Below are 17,212 nucleotides of genomic sequence, written 5' to 3'. Positions count from 1 at the left end.
GGCCGCGCTGGACCCGGGGTTCGCCGCTGGGCCCGGGGTCGCCATCCGCACAGCACGACGGCCGGCGAGCCACCGCTCGCCGGCCGTCGGTGCCGGGTCCGTCCGGGATCAGCCCTTCATCGCCGTACGGCTCAGAAAGCCTCCTCCGGGAGGTCCATGACGTCCAGGTCGGTGTTCTCGATGATGCGCCGGTCGGCACCGATGCGGGGCAGCACCTCGCGGGCGAAGAACCGGGCGGCGGCCACCTTGCCGGTGTAGAACGCCTGGTCGGCCGCGGACACCTCGCCGCCCAGCGCCTTCAGCGCGACGTCGGCCTGCTTCTGCAGCAGCCAACCAACGACCAGGTCGCCCACGGCCAGCAGGAACCGGCGGCTGCTCAGGCCGACCTTGTACAGGGCCCGCGGGTCGCCGCCCTGCGCCTCACCCAGCCAGCCGGTCAGCACGCCGAGGATGTTCTGGATCTCGGCGAGGGCCTTGCCGAGCGCCTGCCGCTCCTCCTTGAGCTGGCCGTTGCCGCCCTCGGTGGCGATGAACTCCTGGATCTCGCCGGCGACGGCCAGCAGGGCCTTGCCGTTGTCCCGGACGATCTTCCGGAAGATCAGGTCGAGGCTCTGGATCGCCGTGGTGCCCTCGTACAGGGTGTCGATCTTGGCGTCCCGGACGTACTGCTCCAGGGGGTAGTCCTGGAGGAAGCCGGAGCCACCGAAGGTCTGCAGCGACTCGTGACCGAGCAGTTCGTACGCCCGCTCCGAGCCGACGCCCTTGACCAGCGGGAGCAGCAGGTCGTTGACCCGCTTGGCGAGCTTGGTGGCCTTCTCGTCGCCGGCCGCCTCGGCGATGGCGACCTTGTCCTGCCAGGTGGCGGTGTAGCAGACCAGGGCGCGCAGGCCCTCGGCGTACGACTTCTGCAGCAGCAGCGAGCGGCGCACGTCCGGGTGGTGGGTGATCGTCACGCGCGGGGCGGTCTTGTCGGTGGTCTGGGTCAGGTCGGCGCCCTGCACCCGGCTCTTGGCGTACTCCAGCGCGTTCAGGTAGCCGGTGGAGAGCGTGGCGATCGCCTTCGTGCCGACCATCATCCGGGCATACTCGATGATCATGAACATCTGCCGGATGCCGTCGTGCTTCTCGCCCAGCAGCCAGCCCTTCGCCGGGACGCCGTGCTCGCCGAAGGTCATCTCGCAGGTGTTCGAGACCTTGAGGCCCATCTTGTGCTCGACGTTGGTGGCGAAGACGCCGTTGCGCTCGCCCAGCTCGCCGGTCTCCTCGTCGAAGTGGTACTTCGGCACGACGAACAGGGACAGGCCCTTGGTGCCCGGACCGCCCACGCCCTCGACGCCGACCGGGCGGGCCAGCACGTAGTGGACGATGTTGTCGGACAGGTCGTGCTCACCGGAGGTGATGAAGCGCTTCACGCCCTCGATGTGCCAGGAGCCGTCCGGCTGCGGGATGGCGCGGGTGCGCCCGGCGCCGACGTCCGAGCCGGCGTCCGGCTCGGTCAGCACCATCGTGGAGCCCCACTGCTTCTCGATGAACAGCTTGGCCCACTTCTTCTGCCGCTCGGTGCCCTCGACGTGCAGCACGTGGGCGAAGGAGGGGCCGGAGGCGTACATCCAGATCGGGGCGTTGGCACCCAGCACCAGCTCGGCGAGGGACCACCAGAGGGCGCGCGGGGCGTTGGAGCCGTCCAGCATTTCGGGCAGGTCCAGGCGCCAGAACTCGGAGTCCATGAACGCCTGGTACGACTTCTTGAACGACTCCGGCAGCGGCGCGGTGTGCGTCGCCGGGTCGAACACCGGCGGGGTGCGGTCGCTGTCCGTGTAGCTGGCCGCGAGGTCCTCGCGGGCCAGGCGGTCGACCTCGGAGAGGAAGCTGCGGGCGGTGTCGACGTCCAGCTCCGTGTACGGCGCCTGGCCGAACGTCCGGTCCGCCCCGAAGACCTCGAACAGGTTGAACTCGAGATCCCGAAGATTGCTCTTGTAGTGGGTCATGCTCGCTGGCCCCGCTTCCGGACAGGTGTTACCGATCAGTAACCCTGACTATATTACTCGCGGGTAGGCAACGACAAGCCGATCTCCGAAGTGACAGCGATTACACACTTCCCGTTCAGGTTGCGGTCGCGCTCGGCTACCGCCCCGTTCAGGCCTCCGCCGCGCCGACCTCCCAGCTCGGCACGGCTGCGGTCACCTCGGTACGCGCGCCCGTGTACTCCATCAGGACCAGCGCGATGTCGTCGTCGAGCCGGCCGTGGACCCACTCGACCAGGGCCGCCTCCAGGGAGGCCAGCCCGTCGGCGACCGTGCCGTGGCCGAGCAGCCGCCACGCCCGGTCCGCGGTCGGGAAGAACTCGCCGTCGCGCCGCGCCTCGCCCAACCCGTCGGTGAACAGCAGCAGCCGGTCGCCCGGCTCCAGCCGCTCGACGCGGGGCCGGACGACCGGCATGAAGCCCAGCGGCGGCGCCGGGGCCGGCGGCTCGAGCGGGATGACCGCCCCGTGCCGCAGGAGCAGCGGCGGCGGGTGGCCGCAGTTGACGATCGTCAGCGTGCCGCCACGCTCCTCCACCAGGGCGGCGGTCACGAAGTCCTCGTCGCCCACGCTGCGGGCGACCGCCCGGTCCAGGTCGGCCACGACCGCCCGCAGGTCGGCCCGCTCGTACGCCACGTGCCGGTAGGAGCCCAGGACGATGCTGGCCAGCCGGACCGCGTCGAGCCCCTTGCCGCGGACGTCACCGATGATCATGCGTACGCCGTACGGGGTGTCCAGCGCCTCGTACAGATCTCCGCCGATCTCGGCGGTGGCGGTGGACGAGATGTAGCGGGCGGCGACGGCCAGCGAACCCACCTGCGGGCCGAACGGCCGGAGCACCGCCTGCTGGGCGACGGAGGCCAGCTTCGACAGCTCCGCGATCTGCTCGGCCTGCCGCTGCCGTACCGCGGCCGTCGGGGCGGCCAGCGCGGTGCCCAGTGCGATGCTGGCGACGGCGACCGCGGTGGGGAGGGAGACCGTCCGCTCACCCAACGCGAAGCTCGCGCCGATGACGGTTGCCGCGGCGCCCACGCCCAGCACCACCCGCCAGGAGCCGAGTGCCGCCGCCAGGAAGGGCGCGGCCACCATCAGGGCGATGTAGTTCGCGCCCCGGCCGTCCGCCAACTCCACGGCGGACACGAGTGCGAGCAGGGCGAGGGCCGCGCCGAGGCCGGCGCGGGATCCGGGGCTCAGCGGGCCGCGGCCCGACTGGAAGGCGTGCGTGCGTACGAGGGACAGCATGCCTGATGGACGTGAACCGGTGCATGAACCTGGCCCGACGTCCGAGGTGGATGTAGCCGGGCGGTCCACTCCCGGGGCCCGATCGCGGCCCCGCACGGCTCAGCCCAGAACCTCGTACCGGACCTCCACGTGCCCCGCACTCAGCGGGGCGATGGCGGCGAAGGCCGCACGCGACAGGTCCAGGCAACGCCCCTCGATGAACGGGCCCCGGTCGTTGATCCGCACCGTCACCGACTTGCCGGTGGCCGGGTTGGTGACCCGGACCTTCGTGTTGAACGGCAGCGTCTTGTGGGCGGCGGTCATGGCCGACGGGTCGAAGTACTCGCCGTTGGCGGTGAGCTGCCCCTCGGAGTAGAAGGAGGCGCCGCACGACCCGGTCTGCACCACCGACGGGGCCGGGGTGCTCTTCTTCGTCGCGGTCGGCTTCGGCGCCGTGGTCCGCGGCTTGCCGCGGGACGGCGCCTGCGTCGTACGGGTCGCCGTCGGGCTGGTGCTGGTGCTCGGGCTCGGCGAGGCGGTGGCACTCGGGGACGACACGGGCGAAGCCGTGGCGCCGGCCGGGACGTCGGTCGGGGTCAGGTCGACGGCGACGGGCCGCTCGGGATCGGCGCCGGAGGTCAGCTGAACCGCGCCGACGGTGCCGCCGACCGCGAGCGCGACACCGAGGGCCGCGGTGGCCGCGATGCCGTTCCGGGAGGAGAACCTACGGGTACGGGAGTGCCTGCCAGCCACCGGCCCGGTCCTTTCGTCATCTGAACAAACCGGCTCGGACCGTAACGAGAGAAGTACTTCCGAAGTCAACCTGATCATGGTGGTATAGCCGGAATTGCGGTGAAACGTGTAGCCGATCAGCCGACCTGCGGTGGCCCGGCCGACCCACCACCCGCACGGGTGCCCGATGCCCCAGGATGGACGACATGCCCGCTGAGCTGAGCAGACGCCTCGCCGAACTGGTCCACTGGATCGACCCCGGTCCCGGCGCCTCCCACCTGGTCAGCGACGTCTCCGGCTGGTGGCGTGACCCCTCGGTGCTGGCCGATCTCGGCCCGGCGCTGGTGAAGCCGTTCCGGGCGGCCCGGCCCACGGTGGTCCTCTCCCCGGCCGTCACCGGCTACCTGCTCGGGCCGCTCGCCGCGACCGCGCTCGGCATCGGGTTCGTCGCCGCGCACAAGCCGGGCGACGGACGGCTGCCCCCCGGCACGCTGACCTGGGCGCAGAGCCCGCCGGACTTCCGGGGCCGCCAGGTCGACCTCGCCGTACGCGACCGCCACCTCGGTCCCGGAGACCGGGTACTGGTGGTCGACGACTGGGTCGCCACCGGCGCCCAGGTACGCGCCCTCTACGAGATCTGCGCGGCACGCGGGGCCGCTCCGGTCGGCACCGCCGCCGTGGTGGCCGACTGCCCGCCGCAGGTCGCGGACGAACTACGGATCCGGGCGCTGCTCGGCGGCGCGGATCTCACCCCGTGACCAGCGGACCGGCCACGAACTCCTCGACCGCAGTGCAGACGCGCCCGAGCGCCTCGGCGGACTCGGCCAGCGGGCCCGGCACCATCAGCGAATGGTCGGCGTCGGGGATCTCCACCACGTGCGGGGTGAGCCGACGGGCCAGCGGACCGTTCCAGGAGGAGTCTGCGGTGCCGCCGACCAGCAGGAAAGGGGCCGTGGCCCGCTCCAGGGCGTCGACCACCTCCGGCCGGTGCAGCAGCGGGGTAAACCAGATGCCCGACACCCCGCGCTCGGCGGCCAGCGACACCGCGAGCGTGCCGAGCGACCAGCAGGTCGGCTGGCTCGGCCAGCGCCGGCGCCACCCGCTCGACCACCCAGGCACCGGCCGTGGTCACGTCGAAATCGTCCGGCACCTGCCACGAGATCTCGTGCGTGATGAACCCGGCCCGGTGCAGCGCCTCCGCGCCGTAGAAGAACAATGCGTAACGCGTGTCGTAGCCCCGACCGGGGATGAGCACCGCCCGCCGGCCCGCCATCATCGCCTCCCCACTCTCGGTCCCGTCACCGTACCGGCGCACCGGCCCGCCGTGGGGGCGGCGGCCGGTAGCCTCGGCAGGATGTGGCCTCGGATCGGTGGACTGCGCACCCTCGACCTCGGCACGCCCGGGAAGCTGCGAGCGAACCTGAACACCCTCGTGCTCGCCGGGGTGAAGCGGGCGACGGCCGGCCTGCTCAGCGAGTACGAGCGGGAGGGCGAGGAGCTGGAGCACGTCGGTGAGCGGCTCGCGCTGGTCGACGACAACGACGGGTTGGTCGCCGTCGTCGAGGTCACCGGTGTCGAGGTCGTCCGCTTCGCGGACGTCTCGTGGGACTTCGCCCGCTCGGAGGGAGAGGGCGACCGGTCGATCGAGGAGTGGCGGGCCGGACACCGGGCGTACTGGGCCCGGACGGGCACCCCCGTCGACGACGACAGCCCGATCGTGTGCGTCCGCTTCCGGCTCGCCTCGGCCGGCGACGGCGGCATCACCACCGGCGACCTGGGTACCTAGTCCCTCCGGTCAGGTCGCGGCGCAGCTCGGGCAGCAGACGGGTGGCCACGTCCACCAGCACGGCCTCGTCTCCCGCGTACCAGCTGCTGTGTCGCGGCCAGTGGGTGATCACGTCCGTGAAGCCGAGCGCCGCGGCCCGCTCCACCTGCTCGGCGAAGAGGTCGGCGCTGCGCAGCGAGAAGACGGGCGCGGAGTCCAGCGACAGGTAGCGGTCGAGCGAGGCCGGATCCCGGCCGGCCGAGGCCAACGTCTTGTCCATCCGGGCGACCAGGTCGGCCACACCGCGCCACCAGTCGGCCAGGTCGTCGCCGCCGGTACCGGTGGTGACCCAGCCCCGGCCGAAGCGGGCCGCCAGCCGCATCGAGCGCGGCCCGTTGGCGGCCACCACGAACGGCACCCGAGGTGTCTGTACGCAGCCGGGGTTGTTCCGGGCGTCCACCGCAGCGAACCAGTCACCGCGCCACGTCGTACCGTCCTCGCGCAGCACCAGGTCGAGCAGCTCGACGAACTCGGCGAACCGGTCCACCCGCTGCCGTGGCGGCAGGGTCTCGCCGCCCAGCACGGCGGAGTCGAACCCGATGCCACCCGCGCCAAGGCCGAGCAGGACCCGCCCGCCGGACACGTCGTCGAGGGTGGTCACCTGCCGGGCGAAGGCGGCCGGGTGCCGGAAGTTCGGCGAGGCGACCAGCGTGCCGAGCCGGATCCGGTTGGTCACCGAAGCCGCGGCGGTCAAGGTGCCCATCGAGTCGAACCACGGCCCGTCCACCAGATCCCGCCAGCCGAGGTGGTCGTACGTCCAGGCGTGGTCGAAGCCCCACTCCTCGGCCAGCCGCCAGCGACGGGCGGACTCCGCCCAGCGCCGGTCCGGAAGGATCACGATGCCGATCCGCATGATCACCACCCTAACCGCCGCCGCGGCGGGCGATCGCCCGGTGGACCACCTCGGCCCCGGGTACGCGGAAGGGCCCGACCGTTTCCGGCCGGGCCCTTCCGTCGAGGCGGAGCGGTCAGCGTCGGGCGTCGAGGTGCTCGCGCGCCGTCTCGGCGGCCGCGGCCGCCTCCTCGGCGGTGCGGAGCTCAACGGTCGCCGTGCTGGCGGCGCGCAGGCCGGCGCCGGTGCGAACCGACGGGTTGACATCGGTCGGGTTGTTCACCACGGCCGCGCCGAGCGGGCCGCTGATCCAGTAGCCGGCCCGGTTGCGCTGGTAGTCGGTCACGACGGCGGCGGAGCCGAAGACCAGCACCTCGCGGGTGGACCCGCCGGAGTGGCCCAACAGCAGCTCGGCGTCGATGCCGAGGTCGGCGGCGGTGCCGGGGGTGAGCATCAGCGGGCCGTTGAGCAGGCCCATCAGCGCACCGCCGGCGAGCGCGTCCGGCCAGTTGGTGCCGGTCGCGAGACCGACGTGGCTCTGGCCACCGAAGAACGTCAAGGCCGTGATGAGAGCCGTCTGGTACCGGTCCGGGCCCCAGACGTCGATCGCTGCCGGTTCGTAGCTCCGCGCGGCGTCCGCGGCGAACCGGCCGACACCGAAGATGGTGAACCCGTCCTCGGGCAGCGAGTCGAGGTATTCCTTGGTCACCGGGGGCAGCTTCGCCTCGTTGGTGAGCACGACGACCGCGGAGGCGGGACTGCCCGGCGTGTTGTACGAGCCGGCCGCAGCCCCGGCCGCCAGCGCGTCCGGGAAGTTCATGCCGGTGGCCAGCAGCACCAGGTCGGGATCCGGGTTGATCTCCTTGGCGATCGCCACCGAGGTGCCGAAGCGGTCGCTGCCCTGGACCCGCTTCACCGTGAAGCCGAGCGCCTTGACCGCGTTCTCCACGTCGGTGGAGAGAGCGCCCGGGCTGCCCAGCAGGTAGACCACGCCACCCGGGGCCAGCACCCGCTGGATCTCCGCCTTCGTGGCCTCCTCCAACGAGGTGGGCGGGGTCATCAGCAGCGGGCCGCGCTTGGCGGTGGCCAGTGCGGAGCCGGCGAGCGCGTCGGCGAAGGTGTCCGAACGGGACAGAACGACGGACTGGGCCTGCTCACGGGTGTCCGACCCGTTGCCGACCGTCTTCCAGTGCGACTGGGCGACCGCGGTGGCGGTGGTGTACCGGGTCTGGCCGGCCAGCCGGGCCACCCGCTCCCGCTTCCGCGGCTGGTAGGCCGGCTTGCCGCTGGCGCCCGGCACGTTGACCGGGGCCGCCGCCTGCGAGCCGTCCGCGGCGGCGGTCGCCACCGGGGTGCCGCCCTGGTTGAAGGCGATCGTCTTGCCGTCCGGCGACCAGACCGGGTTGTCCTTCGTGCCGGCGTTGCTGGTGACGACGACCTCGTTCGCGCCGTTGAGGTCGGAGACGACGATCTGACCGGCGCGGACGAAGGCCACCTTCGTGCCGTCGGGCGACAGGGCCGGGTTGGACCCGTTGTCGTCGATCACCGTGATCCGCTGATCGGCCGGCTTGGCCGGGTCGTAGAGCACGACGCTGGCCTGGCCGGTCGGGTTGCCCGAGCCGTTGTCCTCCTGGCGCTGGAACACCACCTTCTGGTCCGGACCGCCGTCCGGGTTGCGGTAGTGCCGGGTGTCGCCGACCGGGGAGAGCTGGCCACCGAAGTCGGCGAACGACGAGCTCGGGGCGATCCGGATCCGCCAGGAACCGCTGCCCGGCTTCTCGGCCCAGATCAGGCTCGCGCCGTTGCCCCGCCAGGTGGGGCTCTCCCAGGTCGCCGACGGGTCTTCGCGGAAGAGCTGGTAGAAGGCGTCCGCACCGTCCCAGCGGATGGTGCTGATGCCACCGTCCGGGTCGATGTGGGCACCGACGCCGCCGTCCGGCGACCAGGCGACGTCGCGCATCGTCTCGCCGTAGGGGTTGGCGATGGTGCTCCGGGTGGGGTCGTTGAAGACCTGGAGCGAGGTGCCGTTGTTGCTGGTGGTCAGCACGTTGCCGGAGCCCGGCAGGCTGGCGCTGGCCGTGGGGGCGCCGGCCACGAGTGCGGTCGAGCCCAGCGCGAGGGCCGACACGAGCACCGCGGAGCGGCGAACGGAAGATGGAGGCAAGGGAACTCCCTGCTTGCAGAGGGCGCCGTGGGAATGCACCCGTCCGCCGGCTGATCCGGCACGGGGCGGCGCAGATGGTGAGACCTTAAAAGATCTCTTAAGTCGCCGCTGCCCCGGTCCGGGTCCACCGTGGGATGTCTGACCGAAAGGATGACCCCGGCGGTCGGCGGTCCGCTCCCGAGCTGCGGGTCGCTCCCGCACGGACCCGATGTCGTTACATTCCGTGATGCGACGCGTACGGCCGGGGGCAGCGCGGATCGCGGTGGTCCTCTACAGTGAAGCGGCGCCGCCCCCGGCCGATCCGGCCGCCGATCCCGCCGCGGCGCGAATCGTCTTCGAGGAGCTTCCTTGCCCCGATCCTTCTTGCGGCGTCGCTCGGGAGCGAGCGTCGTCCTGCTCGCCATCGGCGCCACCACCCTCTTCGGCGGCGCCGGTCCAGCGCACGCGACCCACGGCCCCAGCGGGCTGGTCACCGGCAGCAACGGCGGCACGGTGATCCGCGCCGCCGACGGCAGCGTGGTGACCTCGTACGACGGCTACGACATCAGCGACGCGGCCTGGTCGCCGGACGGCAGCCGCGCGATGTTCGTGACCGACCTGGGCGACATCGCCACCATCGGCGCCAACACCGAGTTCGTCTACCCGATCGTCGAGGCCACCGACGGCGTCACCCGGGCCACCCCGGAGTGGGTCGGCGACGGCTCGACCGTCGTCTGGGCCGCGAAGTCCAGCGGCACCCCGTGGCGGATCGAGGAGAGCGTCGCCGCCTACGGCTTCGACGCGGTCCGCCGCTCGCCGGACGACGGCCACCACTACTCCGAGCCGGACACCAACGGCAGCAGCCGCCTGGTCGTGCAGAAGCAGGCCGCCGACGCCTCCGGCAACCCGACCGGCACGCCGGAGATCGGCTTCCTCGACGGCAGCACCTACACCCGCATCGTCACGGATGCGAGCAGCCCGTCGGTCTCGGCCGACGGGTCGAAGGTCGCCTTCATCCGCGACGGTCAGGTCTGGGTGACCGCCACCTCGGCCGGTGCCACGCCGATCCAGGTCACCACGGGTGGTTCGGCCAAGTCGGATCCGGTGCTCAAGGCCGATGGCAACTCGGTCGCCTTCAACCAGGGTTCGTCCGTCGGGTCCGCCCCGGCCGCCGCCAGCGCGACCGTGTCGGTCGTGCCCAACGTGCTCGGCGTCCCGGACTTCCAGCCCACCAAGCAGGACCGGGTGGTCCGGCTCGCCGGGACCGACCGGTTCGGCACGGCGAACGCGATCTCCCAGTCGCACTGGGCCAGCCGCAGCAACGCCTCCGACCCGCGGCCCAAGGCTTCCGTCGCGGTCCTGTCCCGTTCGGACACCTTCGCCGACGCGCTCGGCGGGTCCGCCCTGGCCACCGCCAAGAACGGCCCGCTCCTGATGACCCCGACGACCACCCTGCAGCCGTCGGTCGGCACCGAGCTCACCCGGATCCTCAACCCGGGCAGCACCGTCTACCTGCTGGGCAGCGCGGCCGGCGCGCTCTCCACCACCGTCGAGAACCAGGTCCGCGCGCTCGGCTTCACCCCGAAGCGGGTCGCCGGCACCGACCGTTTCGCGACCTCCATCGCGATCGCGAACGAGATCGACCCGACGCCGGCCAAGGTGCTCGCCGCGACCGGCATGAACTTCCCGGACGCGCTCGCGGCCGGCGCCGCGGCCGGCGCACAGAACCTGCCCGGCAAGGACAGCTCGGCCGTCGTCGTGCTGACCAACGACGACAAGCTGCCGCCCGCCACCAAGAGCTACCTGGACGCCAAGTCCGGCAGCGCCGAGATCTACGGCATCGGGCTCTGGGGCGACATCGCCACCCGGCCGTACGATGGCATCCCGGTCTCCGGCACCTCGCGTTACGAGACGGCCCTGCTGATCGCCTACGAGTTCTTCGGCGCGCCGAACCATATCGGTGTCGCCACCGGAGCAAACTGGCCGGACGCGCTGGCCGGCGGTGCCCTCATGGGGTCGTTGGACGCTCCGCTGATCCTGACCGCGGGCACCTCGCAGGATCTGCAGTTCGAGGTGGCGATCCTGGCCGACGAGATGTCCGGCTCGGTGCACACCGGCCTGGTGTTCGGCTCGGCGCCGGTGGTCAACGCCACGCAGCTCAACCTCCTGGGCACCTTCCTCAGCGGTCCGACCGGCTACACGCCGGTCAACAACGCCGGTGACGTGTACCGGGTGGCGGACGCCTCGGCCGAGGTGAACGCCAAGCGGGCGGCTGCTGCCACTCCGGACCGCGCCCGGCGCGACGCCGCCACCATCATGGCCCCGGCCGAGGCGATCCGCGAGGGCTTCGCTCGGCGATAGGAAGCGATCAACATCGACGGGGCCCGGCCGCTCGGCCGGGCCCCGTCGCGTTGACGCGCACGAACATCCCTGGGACGACGCCGGTCCCCGGCCCCTGGTGACCCGGGTTCGGCCCTATCCGGCAGCGGTACGCGACCCGCGGATGCTCCAGCCGCTGGACAGGGCTGAACCGACGAGGCAGGCCCAGACGGGCAACGGAAAGACGGCGACGCGTTCCATGCCGCCGACGCCGACGCCGAACCCCAGTCGCGCGAAGAACAGCACGGTGCCGACGAGCGCGAGCAGGGCCAGCGGCAGGGTCAGCACCCGCAGCCGGCCGACCGTGGAGTGCGCGGGGCCGGTCGCCGCGAGCAGCAGTCCGAGGTTGCCGAAACCCATGATCAGCAATGCGCCGAGGACGTGCAGGTTCTCGTTCACATCCGCCGGGAAGGCGCCCGCGAGGGCGTACCCGAGGGCGGCGGCCAGCAGCAGCGACTGGGCCGTGCGGACCCGACGGCCGGAACCGGCGACGCGCCAGGTCAGCACCGTGCCGGCGGCCAGCAGTAGGGCGACGACCAGCAGCGTCGCGTTCATCGCGTCGTGCCAGGGCGAGCAGACGTACCGGGGACGGGTGGTGTCCCAGATCCCGCAGGTCACGTTGCCGAGATCGCTGATGTTGTGCTCGGCCCAGCTGAACCGTGGTTGACTCCAGCGGAGCCCGACGACCACGTTGGCGGCGAGGAACAGCGGCGCGGCCAGCATCCAGCAGAGCGCACCGGTCCGGGCGGTTCGGGAGAGACGCATGCCGACGAGGACATCACCTTGGCTGACGCCCAGGCACTACCCGTAGCGGGCCGATCCGCCCTACCACCAGGCCCACCCCCCGTGGGACGTGGGCCAACTCCAGCACGCCATGATCTTGCACTTCCGCCCCGACAAGCTCGTGCTCCTGACGGGCCTGTCCTCCGTAGGCTGATGTGCGACACGCGTCCGCCAACTGATCTGCGACACCTCACCGCGCTGATCGCAGCATGATCGGGCGCCCATCTTGGTCTCCCGTCTCAGTTCGGTCGCCCACCGAACCGCCACTGATGCACCTCGATTCCGGCGTATCGATCAGCGGAGAGGACTTCCCGGGCGCCATCTCCGTCGGGCGCTTCCAGCAGAACTGCGGCCCTGAGCACCAAGGAACCGTCATCGGACAAGAGCGGACCACTGGCAATCAGCTCGTCGCGGAGCGGTAGTTCGGTGGCGTCCACTGCTGGCTCCAAGGTGAACCCGAGGACGAGGTAGCGCTTGTGGTCAGGCCGACCACCGCTGAAGTCCCACATCGTGCGACCCAGGGAGTTGTGCCACCGTCGGAGCAGCACGTCGCGGTAGGCACCAACCTGGTAACCGGGCTCCTCGAAGGCGAAGGTTCGGGCAGCGGTGGGATCTGGCAGATCGAGGATGTGCACGCTGCCGGTCAGAGTTCCATCGCTGGTGAAGGTAGGGCCGCGGGCGATCATCGTCGCGGCGAACTGATCCATGTACGACCAATGCTGCTCCACCATCTGGCTCCGCAGTGGCGTCGAACCGGGGCGATCACGGTGGTAGCAGAAAAACTCCATGGGTTGAGCGTTGCTGAGGCTCCTGACGCCCGCAATGGGATTGCTCGCAGCGTCGGCTCGGTCGCTCATCGGCCATGAGAGGACGTTGTGCCGGCGGCCATCCTGTCCCACCTAGCTTGCTGATCTGTCGCGCATCACCTGGGGCGAACAGGTCGACGTGCGAGCCGTCAACGCTGACGGTGAAGTCACGGACGGGAAGGTGGCCGGCCCTGGTCGAGCGCTCAGACGGAAGCCTCCGTGGCTGCGGCCGGCCTACCCGGCTTCGACTTGGACGACCTGCGGCACACCGGCAACACCCTTGCGTCCCGGACCGGCGCGAGCCTGGCCGACCTGATGGGCCCGGACGGGCCATGCCTCGACCCGGGCCGCGATGATCTACCAGCACACCGCCCGCGAGCGTGGACGAGCACATCGTTGACGGCCTCAGCTCGCAGATGAAGCAGAGCAGATCGGGCACGTAGCGGGCACGGCCGGCGCAAGAAGCGGTGGCAACGATCGAGGCCCCAGCCAGGAAACCTGTCCTGGGCTGGGGCCTCGTGCTGGAGCGGGTGACGGGAATCGAACCCGCACTGTCAGCTTGGGAAGCTGATGTTCTGCCATTGAACTACACCCGCAGGCGGCACCACTGTACCTGAGGGGCACCCATGCGTGCACCCAGGTACCCGGCGACACGGTCCGGTCCGACACGACTGACCCGCAGGGCGGGAGGGGCTGGACACCGGCCCCCGCAGCATCGATCATGAGTCGACCCGTGGCAGAGAAGGTTTCCCCCGGGCAACATATGGGCGTTCTCAGATGCGTCTATTCGATGTAACGTCTGCCACACGTTTCCAGCCACGGCGCGACACACCCCCTGCCGCGCCGCCAGAAAGAGGTGGGCCCATGGGACTTCGTCCCAACCTGCTGACCCGTCGGTACGCCGGCATCGCGTCGACGTCGCTCGCCCTGCTGCTCGGCGCCGCCACGGTCGGCTACGCCCCGGCCGCCGCGGCCCCCGCCGACGCCCACGCCGCCGCCCACGCGGAGAGCGAGGCGTGCGAGCCGGTCGACGCACACGCCAAGTCGAAGGCCCGACCGGGTGGGGGGATCGTCAAGCACGACCCGAACCACCTGACGATCGCCCAGGTGATGGCTCGGGAGAACGAGCTGACCGACCTGGTGCAGGAACGCGCCAAGCGCGTGGGCGTGCGTTCGACGGTGTCGGCGGCCGCCGCATCGATCACGATTCCGGTCGTGGCGCACGTGATCCAGCGGGACAGCACCCGGGCCGGCGGCAACATCCCGGACTCCATGATCAACTCGCAGATCACGGTGCTGAACAACTCGTTCAGCGGCGCGACCGGCGGTGCGGCGACGGCCTTCCGGTTCCAGCTCCAGAAGATCAACCGGGTCACCAACCCGGCCTGGTACCCGATCATCCAGGGTTCGTCGGCGGAGCGGTCGATGAAGACCTCGCTGCGCACCGGCGGCAAGAGCACCCTCAACCTCTACCTCGGTGAACTCGACCCCGACCTGCTCGGCTGGGCGACGTTCCCGAGGCGGTCGCTGGACAAGATGGACGGCGTCGTCGTGCTGAGCGAGTCGCTCCCGGGCGGCAACGCCAGCCCGTACAACCTGGGTGACACCGGGACCCACGAGGTCGGCCACTGGCTGAACCTCTACCACACCTTCCAGGGCGGGTGCAGCGGCTCCGGCGACGGCGTCAGCGACACCCCGGCCGAGGCCTCCCCGGCCTTCGAGTGCCCGACCGGCCGGGACACCTGCCCCGCGCCGGGCAAGGACCCGATCACCAACTTCATGGACTACACGTACGACTCCTGCATGTACCAGTTCACCCCGGGCCAGGCCAGCCGCATGCTGACCGCCTGGAACGCGTACCGGGCGGCATAGCTCCCGACGTACCTCATTCCGGTGCCGGCTCCGAACCTCGGAGCCGGCACCGGCGTTTTCACGCAGCGGCGGTCAGGCCGCCGCCGGATGACGGGCGAGCCCGACGGCCCCCGCCTCCGCCGCACCCGGCGCGGCCGGATCGAGCCAGACCTGCACCGCGGGGCGGGCCCGGTCGGCGTCGGCGCCGTGACGGGCGAGCATCGCGACGTCGATGGTGAACTCGAAGAGCCGCCAGTCCACGTCGACGGCGGCGCGGTGCAGGCGGGCCATCCGCGCCACCCGGGCGGGATCCGTCACCGGCCGGGCGTGGCCCGCCACGTACGCCTCGTCGTCGCTCTCCTCGGCGGGGAAGGAGTGCAGGGCGTAACGCCCGTCGCGCTCCAGGTCGCGCCGTTTCGGCGAGTCGATCACGAAGCAGAAGAGGCCCTCGTCGGTGACCACGGGAGAGACCGGGTGCACGCGGGGGCCGCCGTCGGCGCGGACCGTGGCCAGATAGCCCAGGCCCGGCCCGTACTGCTGGAGGAGACGGCTGATCCCGCCGGCGAGACGGGGCTCGTCGGCGGCGAATTCGGACCAGGAAGCCATGCGGGTATTCTATCGAACAAACGTTCGAACATGCACGCGACACGACCAGGCACGCCGACACCGGACCGGACCGCCCGGCTCGCTATGGTGGTGCGATGCTGCTCTCCGACCGCGACCTGGTCACCGAGATCAAAGCCGGCACGCTGGCACTGGAGCCGTTCGACCCGGCGCTGGTCCAGCCGTCCAGCATCGACGTACGGCTGGACAAGCTCTTCCGGGTCTTCAACAACCACCTCTACACGCACATCGACCCGGCCCGGCAGCAGGACGACCTCACCTCGGTGGTCGAGGTGCCCAACGGCGAGCCGTTCGTGCTGCATCCGGGTGAGTTCGTGCTCGCGTCGACGCTCGAGGTCATCTCGCTCGGCGACCAGCTCGCCGGCCGCCTGGAGGGCAAGAGCTCGCTCGGCCGGCTGGGGCTCCTCACCCACTCGACCGCCGGCTTCATCGACCCCGGCTTCTCCGGGCACGTCACCCTCGAGCTGTCCAACGTGGCGAACCTGCCGATCACGCTGTGGCCGGGCATGAAGATCGGCCAGCTGTGCATCTTCCGGCTGTCCTCGCCGGCCGAGCACCCGTACGGATCGGCCGTCTACGGGTCGCGGTACCAGGGGCAGCGTGGCCCGACGCCCAGCCGCTCCTGGCAGAACTGGCGCACCTGGCCGACCCGCTGACGCACCGCCGGCGACCGCCGGCACGCGCCACGCGAGGCCGACCGACGGCGTACGCGACGAGGGCCCCGGGACGATTTCGTCCCGGGGCCCGCCGTCCGCTGTGGCCGGATCAGCCCGGTCGGCGGAAGCCCGCGACCGGCATGTTGTTGATGCTCGCCACCATGACCGGCTTGCCGGTCCGTGGCGCGTGCACCATCTTGTCGTTGCCGAGATAGAGGCCGACGTGGTGCAGGTCGCTGTAGAAGAAGACGAGGTCACCGGGGCGCGCGTCGGACCGCGAGATCGCCTTGCCCTCGTTCCACTGGTTGCCGGTGTGGTGGGTCAGGTAGATGCCGGCCGCCTTGTACGCGTACTGCGTCAGGCCAGAGCAGTCGAACGAGTTGGGCCCGGAGGCACCGAACACGTACGGCTTGCCCACCTGCGCGCAGGCGGTCCTGATGGCGACCCGGGCCGCCTCGCTGACCACGCCGTTGATGGTCGGGCACTTCTCGGTCTTGACCGTGGTCTTCGGCAGGGACTTCTCGAGCCGCTTGATCTCGGCTTCGATGTGCTTCCGCTTCGCCGCCAGCTCCCGGTTCTGCTTCTCCTGCGAGGCGATGAGCGCGTCGAGGGTGGCCTTCTGGTCGTCGTACTTCTTGCGGACCGCCAGCACACCCTCGACCTGCTTGCGTTCCGCGGCGGCCAGCCGGTCCAGCAGGGTCAACTGCTCGCCGAGCACGTCCGGGTTCGCGTTGACCAGCAGCGCGCCGATCTCCTGCGACGGCCCGGAGATGTAGTACCGGGAAGCCAGATCACCGACCCGGTTCATCGCCATCTCGCTCTCGAGGGCGAGCGGGGTGATCTTCTTCTGGAGCTCGGCCGACTTCTTGCGGTTCGCGTTGAGCTGCGCCCGGAGCTTGTTGTACTGCTCGATCGTGGGCTCAAGCTGGCGCCACTGCTTGTCGATCGCGGCCTCGATCTCGTCCACGGACGGCTCGGCGTACGCGGGCGCCGCCAGCGCACCGGCGCCGACCGCGACGGCGGCGACCAGGGTGACCAGACGGTGGACGACCCGGCGCAGGCCGCCCGGACGGCGGGACCATCCCGGGGCGTGGCGATGAGGGGGCAAGGTTGCCACCGGCACCGACTCCTTTTGAAACCCGGCCGCTGGGCGCCTCGCGATGGGGAAGGGGGCGAGACTGACGAGCCACAGCGGCCGACGCCCAACATTAAGGAAGGTCGGTTACGGAATCAAGGCGACCGACGTCCACTTCACTGCTGCGCAACCGTGTCCGCACTATGCGTACAGGTGGATTTCCCAAATGACACTCGTCGATATGGCAGGTTGCGTTTCGCGAT

The 17,212-nt window shown here is 71.0% G+C and carries 15 protein-coding genes and 1 tRNA gene; 5 read left to right on the top strand and 11 right to left on the bottom strand.

Annotation, left to right across the window (positions count from 1 at the left end; genetic code table 11):
• Window positions 1–131 precede the first annotated feature (131 nt).
• From EV376_RS05685 to EV376_RS05675, 3 genes are all read right to left on the bottom strand, one after another.
• A complete protein-coding gene (locus EV376_RS05685) occupies window positions 132–1,988 on the bottom strand; it encodes an acyl-CoA dehydrogenase (RefSeq protein WP_130321089.1) in 1,857 nt (618 codons plus the stop codon).
• Between the two features lie 148 nt (window positions 1,989–2,136).
• Complete coding sequence (locus EV376_RS05680) at window positions 2,137–3,264, bottom strand: PP2C family protein-serine/threonine phosphatase (RefSeq protein WP_130321088.1); 1,128 nt, start codon at window positions 3,262–3,264, stop codon at window positions 2,137–2,139.
• A 99-nt stretch (window positions 3,265–3,363) separates the two neighbouring features.
• Window positions 3,364–3,996 (bottom strand): septal ring lytic transglycosylase RlpA family protein, encoded by a 633-nt coding sequence (locus tag EV376_RS05675; RefSeq protein ID WP_486482526.1) that lies wholly within the window; start codon window positions 3,994–3,996, stop codon window positions 3,364–3,366.
• A 185-nt stretch (window positions 3,997–4,181) separates the two neighbouring features.
• On the opposite strand from EV376_RS05675, the gene EV376_RS05670 reads away from it, so the two are divergent.
• Window positions 4,182–4,733, top strand: coding sequence for a phosphoribosyltransferase family protein (locus tag EV376_RS05670; protein WP_130321086.1), 552 nt, complete (start codon window positions 4,182–4,184; stop codon window positions 4,731–4,733).
• Here EV376_RS05670 and EV376_RS05665 read toward each other — a convergent pair.
• Window positions 4,723–5,094 (bottom strand): alpha/beta fold hydrolase, encoded by a 372-nt coding sequence (locus EV376_RS05665; protein ID WP_486482525.1) that lies wholly within the window; start codon window positions 5,092–5,094, stop codon window positions 4,723–4,725. The genes EV376_RS05670 and EV376_RS05665 overlap by 11 nt on opposite strands.
• A 235-nt stretch (window positions 5,095–5,329) precedes the next feature.
• Between EV376_RS05665 and EV376_RS05660 the strand changes: the two genes are divergently transcribed.
• Complete coding sequence (locus EV376_RS05660; protein WP_130321085.1) at window positions 5,330–5,761, top strand: ASCH domain-containing protein; 432 nt, start codon at window positions 5,330–5,332, stop codon at window positions 5,759–5,761.
• On the opposite strand, the gene EV376_RS05655 is transcribed toward EV376_RS05660, so the two are convergent.
• Together EV376_RS05655 and EV376_RS05650 are read right to left on the bottom strand one after the other, a co-directional pair.
• A complete protein-coding gene (locus tag EV376_RS05655; protein ID WP_130321084.1) occupies window positions 5,736–6,659 on the bottom strand; it encodes an LLM class flavin-dependent oxidoreductase in 924 nt (307 codons plus the stop codon). The two genes, EV376_RS05660 and EV376_RS05655, sit on opposite strands and share 26 nt — an antisense overlap.
• A gap of 109 nt (window positions 6,660–6,768) precedes the next feature.
• Window positions 6,769–8,796, bottom strand: coding sequence for a cell wall-binding repeat-containing protein (locus EV376_RS05650; protein ID WP_130321083.1), 2,028 nt, complete (start codon window positions 8,794–8,796; stop codon window positions 6,769–6,771).
• A gap of 348 nt (window positions 8,797–9,144) precedes the next feature.
• Here EV376_RS05650 and EV376_RS05645 point away from each other — a divergent pair, with 348 nt between their 5' ends.
• Window positions 9,145–11,136, top strand: a complete 1,992-nt coding sequence (locus tag EV376_RS05645; protein ID WP_130321082.1) for a cell wall-binding repeat-containing protein — start codon at window positions 9,145–9,147, stop codon at window positions 11,134–11,136.
• A 114-nt stretch (window positions 11,137–11,250) separates the two neighbouring features.
• Here EV376_RS05645 and EV376_RS05640 read toward each other — a convergent pair whose 3' ends face one another.
• The 3 genes from EV376_RS05640 to EV376_RS05625 all read right to left on the bottom strand — a co-directional run bounded on the left by EV376_RS05640 (window position 11,251) and on the right by EV376_RS05625 (window position 13,339).
• Complete coding sequence (locus EV376_RS05640) at window positions 11,251–11,919, bottom strand: DUF998 domain-containing protein (protein WP_130321081.1); 669 nt, start codon at window positions 11,917–11,919, stop codon at window positions 11,251–11,253.
• A gap of 257 nt (window positions 11,920–12,176) precedes the next feature.
• On the bottom strand, window positions 12,177–12,725 hold the full coding sequence (locus EV376_RS05635; RefSeq protein ID WP_130321080.1) for a YciI family protein: 549 nt from the start codon (window positions 12,723–12,725) through the stop codon (window positions 12,177–12,179).
• A 540-nt stretch (window positions 12,726–13,265) separates the two neighbouring features.
• Window positions 13,266–13,339 (bottom strand) — tRNA-Gly (locus EV376_RS05625).
• Between the two features lie 268 nt (window positions 13,340–13,607).
• Between EV376_RS05625 and EV376_RS05620 the strand changes: the two genes are divergently transcribed.
• A complete protein-coding gene (locus EV376_RS05620; protein ID WP_130321079.1) occupies window positions 13,608–14,615 on the top strand; it encodes a zinc metalloprotease in 1,008 nt (335 codons plus the stop codon).
• Window positions 14,616–14,687: 72 nt separating this feature from the next.
• Here the strand turns inward: EV376_RS05620 and EV376_RS05615 are convergent, their stop codons facing one another.
• Window positions 14,688–15,200 (bottom strand): pyridoxamine 5'-phosphate oxidase family protein, encoded by a 513-nt coding sequence (locus EV376_RS05615; RefSeq protein WP_130321078.1) that lies wholly within the window; start codon window positions 15,198–15,200, stop codon window positions 14,688–14,690.
• 95 nt (window positions 15,201–15,295) lie between these two features.
• On the opposite strand from EV376_RS05615, the gene dcd reads away from it, so the two are divergent.
• Window positions 15,296–15,874: a dCTP deaminase gene (dcd, locus tag EV376_RS05610; protein WP_130321077.1), complete on the top strand. Its 579-nt coding sequence runs from the start codon at window positions 15,296–15,298 to the stop codon at window positions 15,872–15,874.
• 109 nt (window positions 15,875–15,983) lie between these two features.
• On the opposite strand, the gene EV376_RS05605 is transcribed toward dcd, so the two are convergent.
• Window positions 15,984–16,997: an NlpC/P60 family protein gene (locus EV376_RS05605; RefSeq protein WP_130321076.1), complete on the bottom strand. Its 1,014-nt coding sequence runs from the start codon at window positions 16,995–16,997 to the stop codon at window positions 15,984–15,986.
• Between the last annotated feature and the right edge of the window lie 215 nt (window positions 16,998–17,212).

This window comes from Micromonospora sp. CNZ295, assembly GCF_004217535.1.
The sequence above is the reverse complement of the archived record's forward strand: the minus strand, read 5'-3'. Positions and strand labels throughout refer to the sequence as shown.

What these genes read in the sequence shown, in the direction of transcription:
- EV376_RS05685 (WP_130321089.1), bottom strand. Translation starts at nt 1,988, where the DNA reads ATGACCCACTACAAGAGCAATCTTCGGGATCTCGAGTTCAACCTGTTC.
- EV376_RS05680 (WP_130321088.1), bottom strand. Translation starts at nt 3,264, where the DNA reads ATGCTGTCCCTCGTACGCACGCACGCCTTCCAGTCGGGCCGCGGCCCG.
- EV376_RS05670 (WP_130321086.1), top strand. Translation starts at nt 4,182, where the DNA reads ATGCCCGCTGAGCTGAGCAGACGCCTCGCCGAACTGGTCCACTGGATC.
- EV376_RS05660 (WP_130321085.1), top strand. Translation starts at nt 5,330, where the DNA reads ATGTGGCCTCGGATCGGTGGACTGCGCACCCTCGACCTCGGCACGCCC.
- EV376_RS05640 (WP_130321081.1), bottom strand. Translation starts at nt 11,919, where the DNA reads ATGCGTCTCTCCCGAACCGCCCGGACCGGTGCGCTCTGCTGGATGCTG.
- EV376_RS05635 (WP_130321080.1), bottom strand. Translation starts at nt 12,725, where the DNA reads ATGGAGTTTTTCTGCTACCACCGTGATCGCCCCGGTTCGACGCCACTG.
- EV376_RS05620 (WP_130321079.1), top strand. Translation starts at nt 13,608, where the DNA reads ATGGGACTTCGTCCCAACCTGCTGACCCGTCGGTACGCCGGCATCGCG.
- EV376_RS05615 (WP_130321078.1), bottom strand. Translation starts at nt 15,200, where the DNA reads ATGGCTTCCTGGTCCGAATTCGCCGCCGACGAGCCCCGTCTCGCCGGC.
- dcd (WP_130321077.1), top strand. Translation starts at nt 15,296, where the DNA reads ATGCTGCTCTCCGACCGCGACCTGGTCACCGAGATCAAAGCCGGCACG.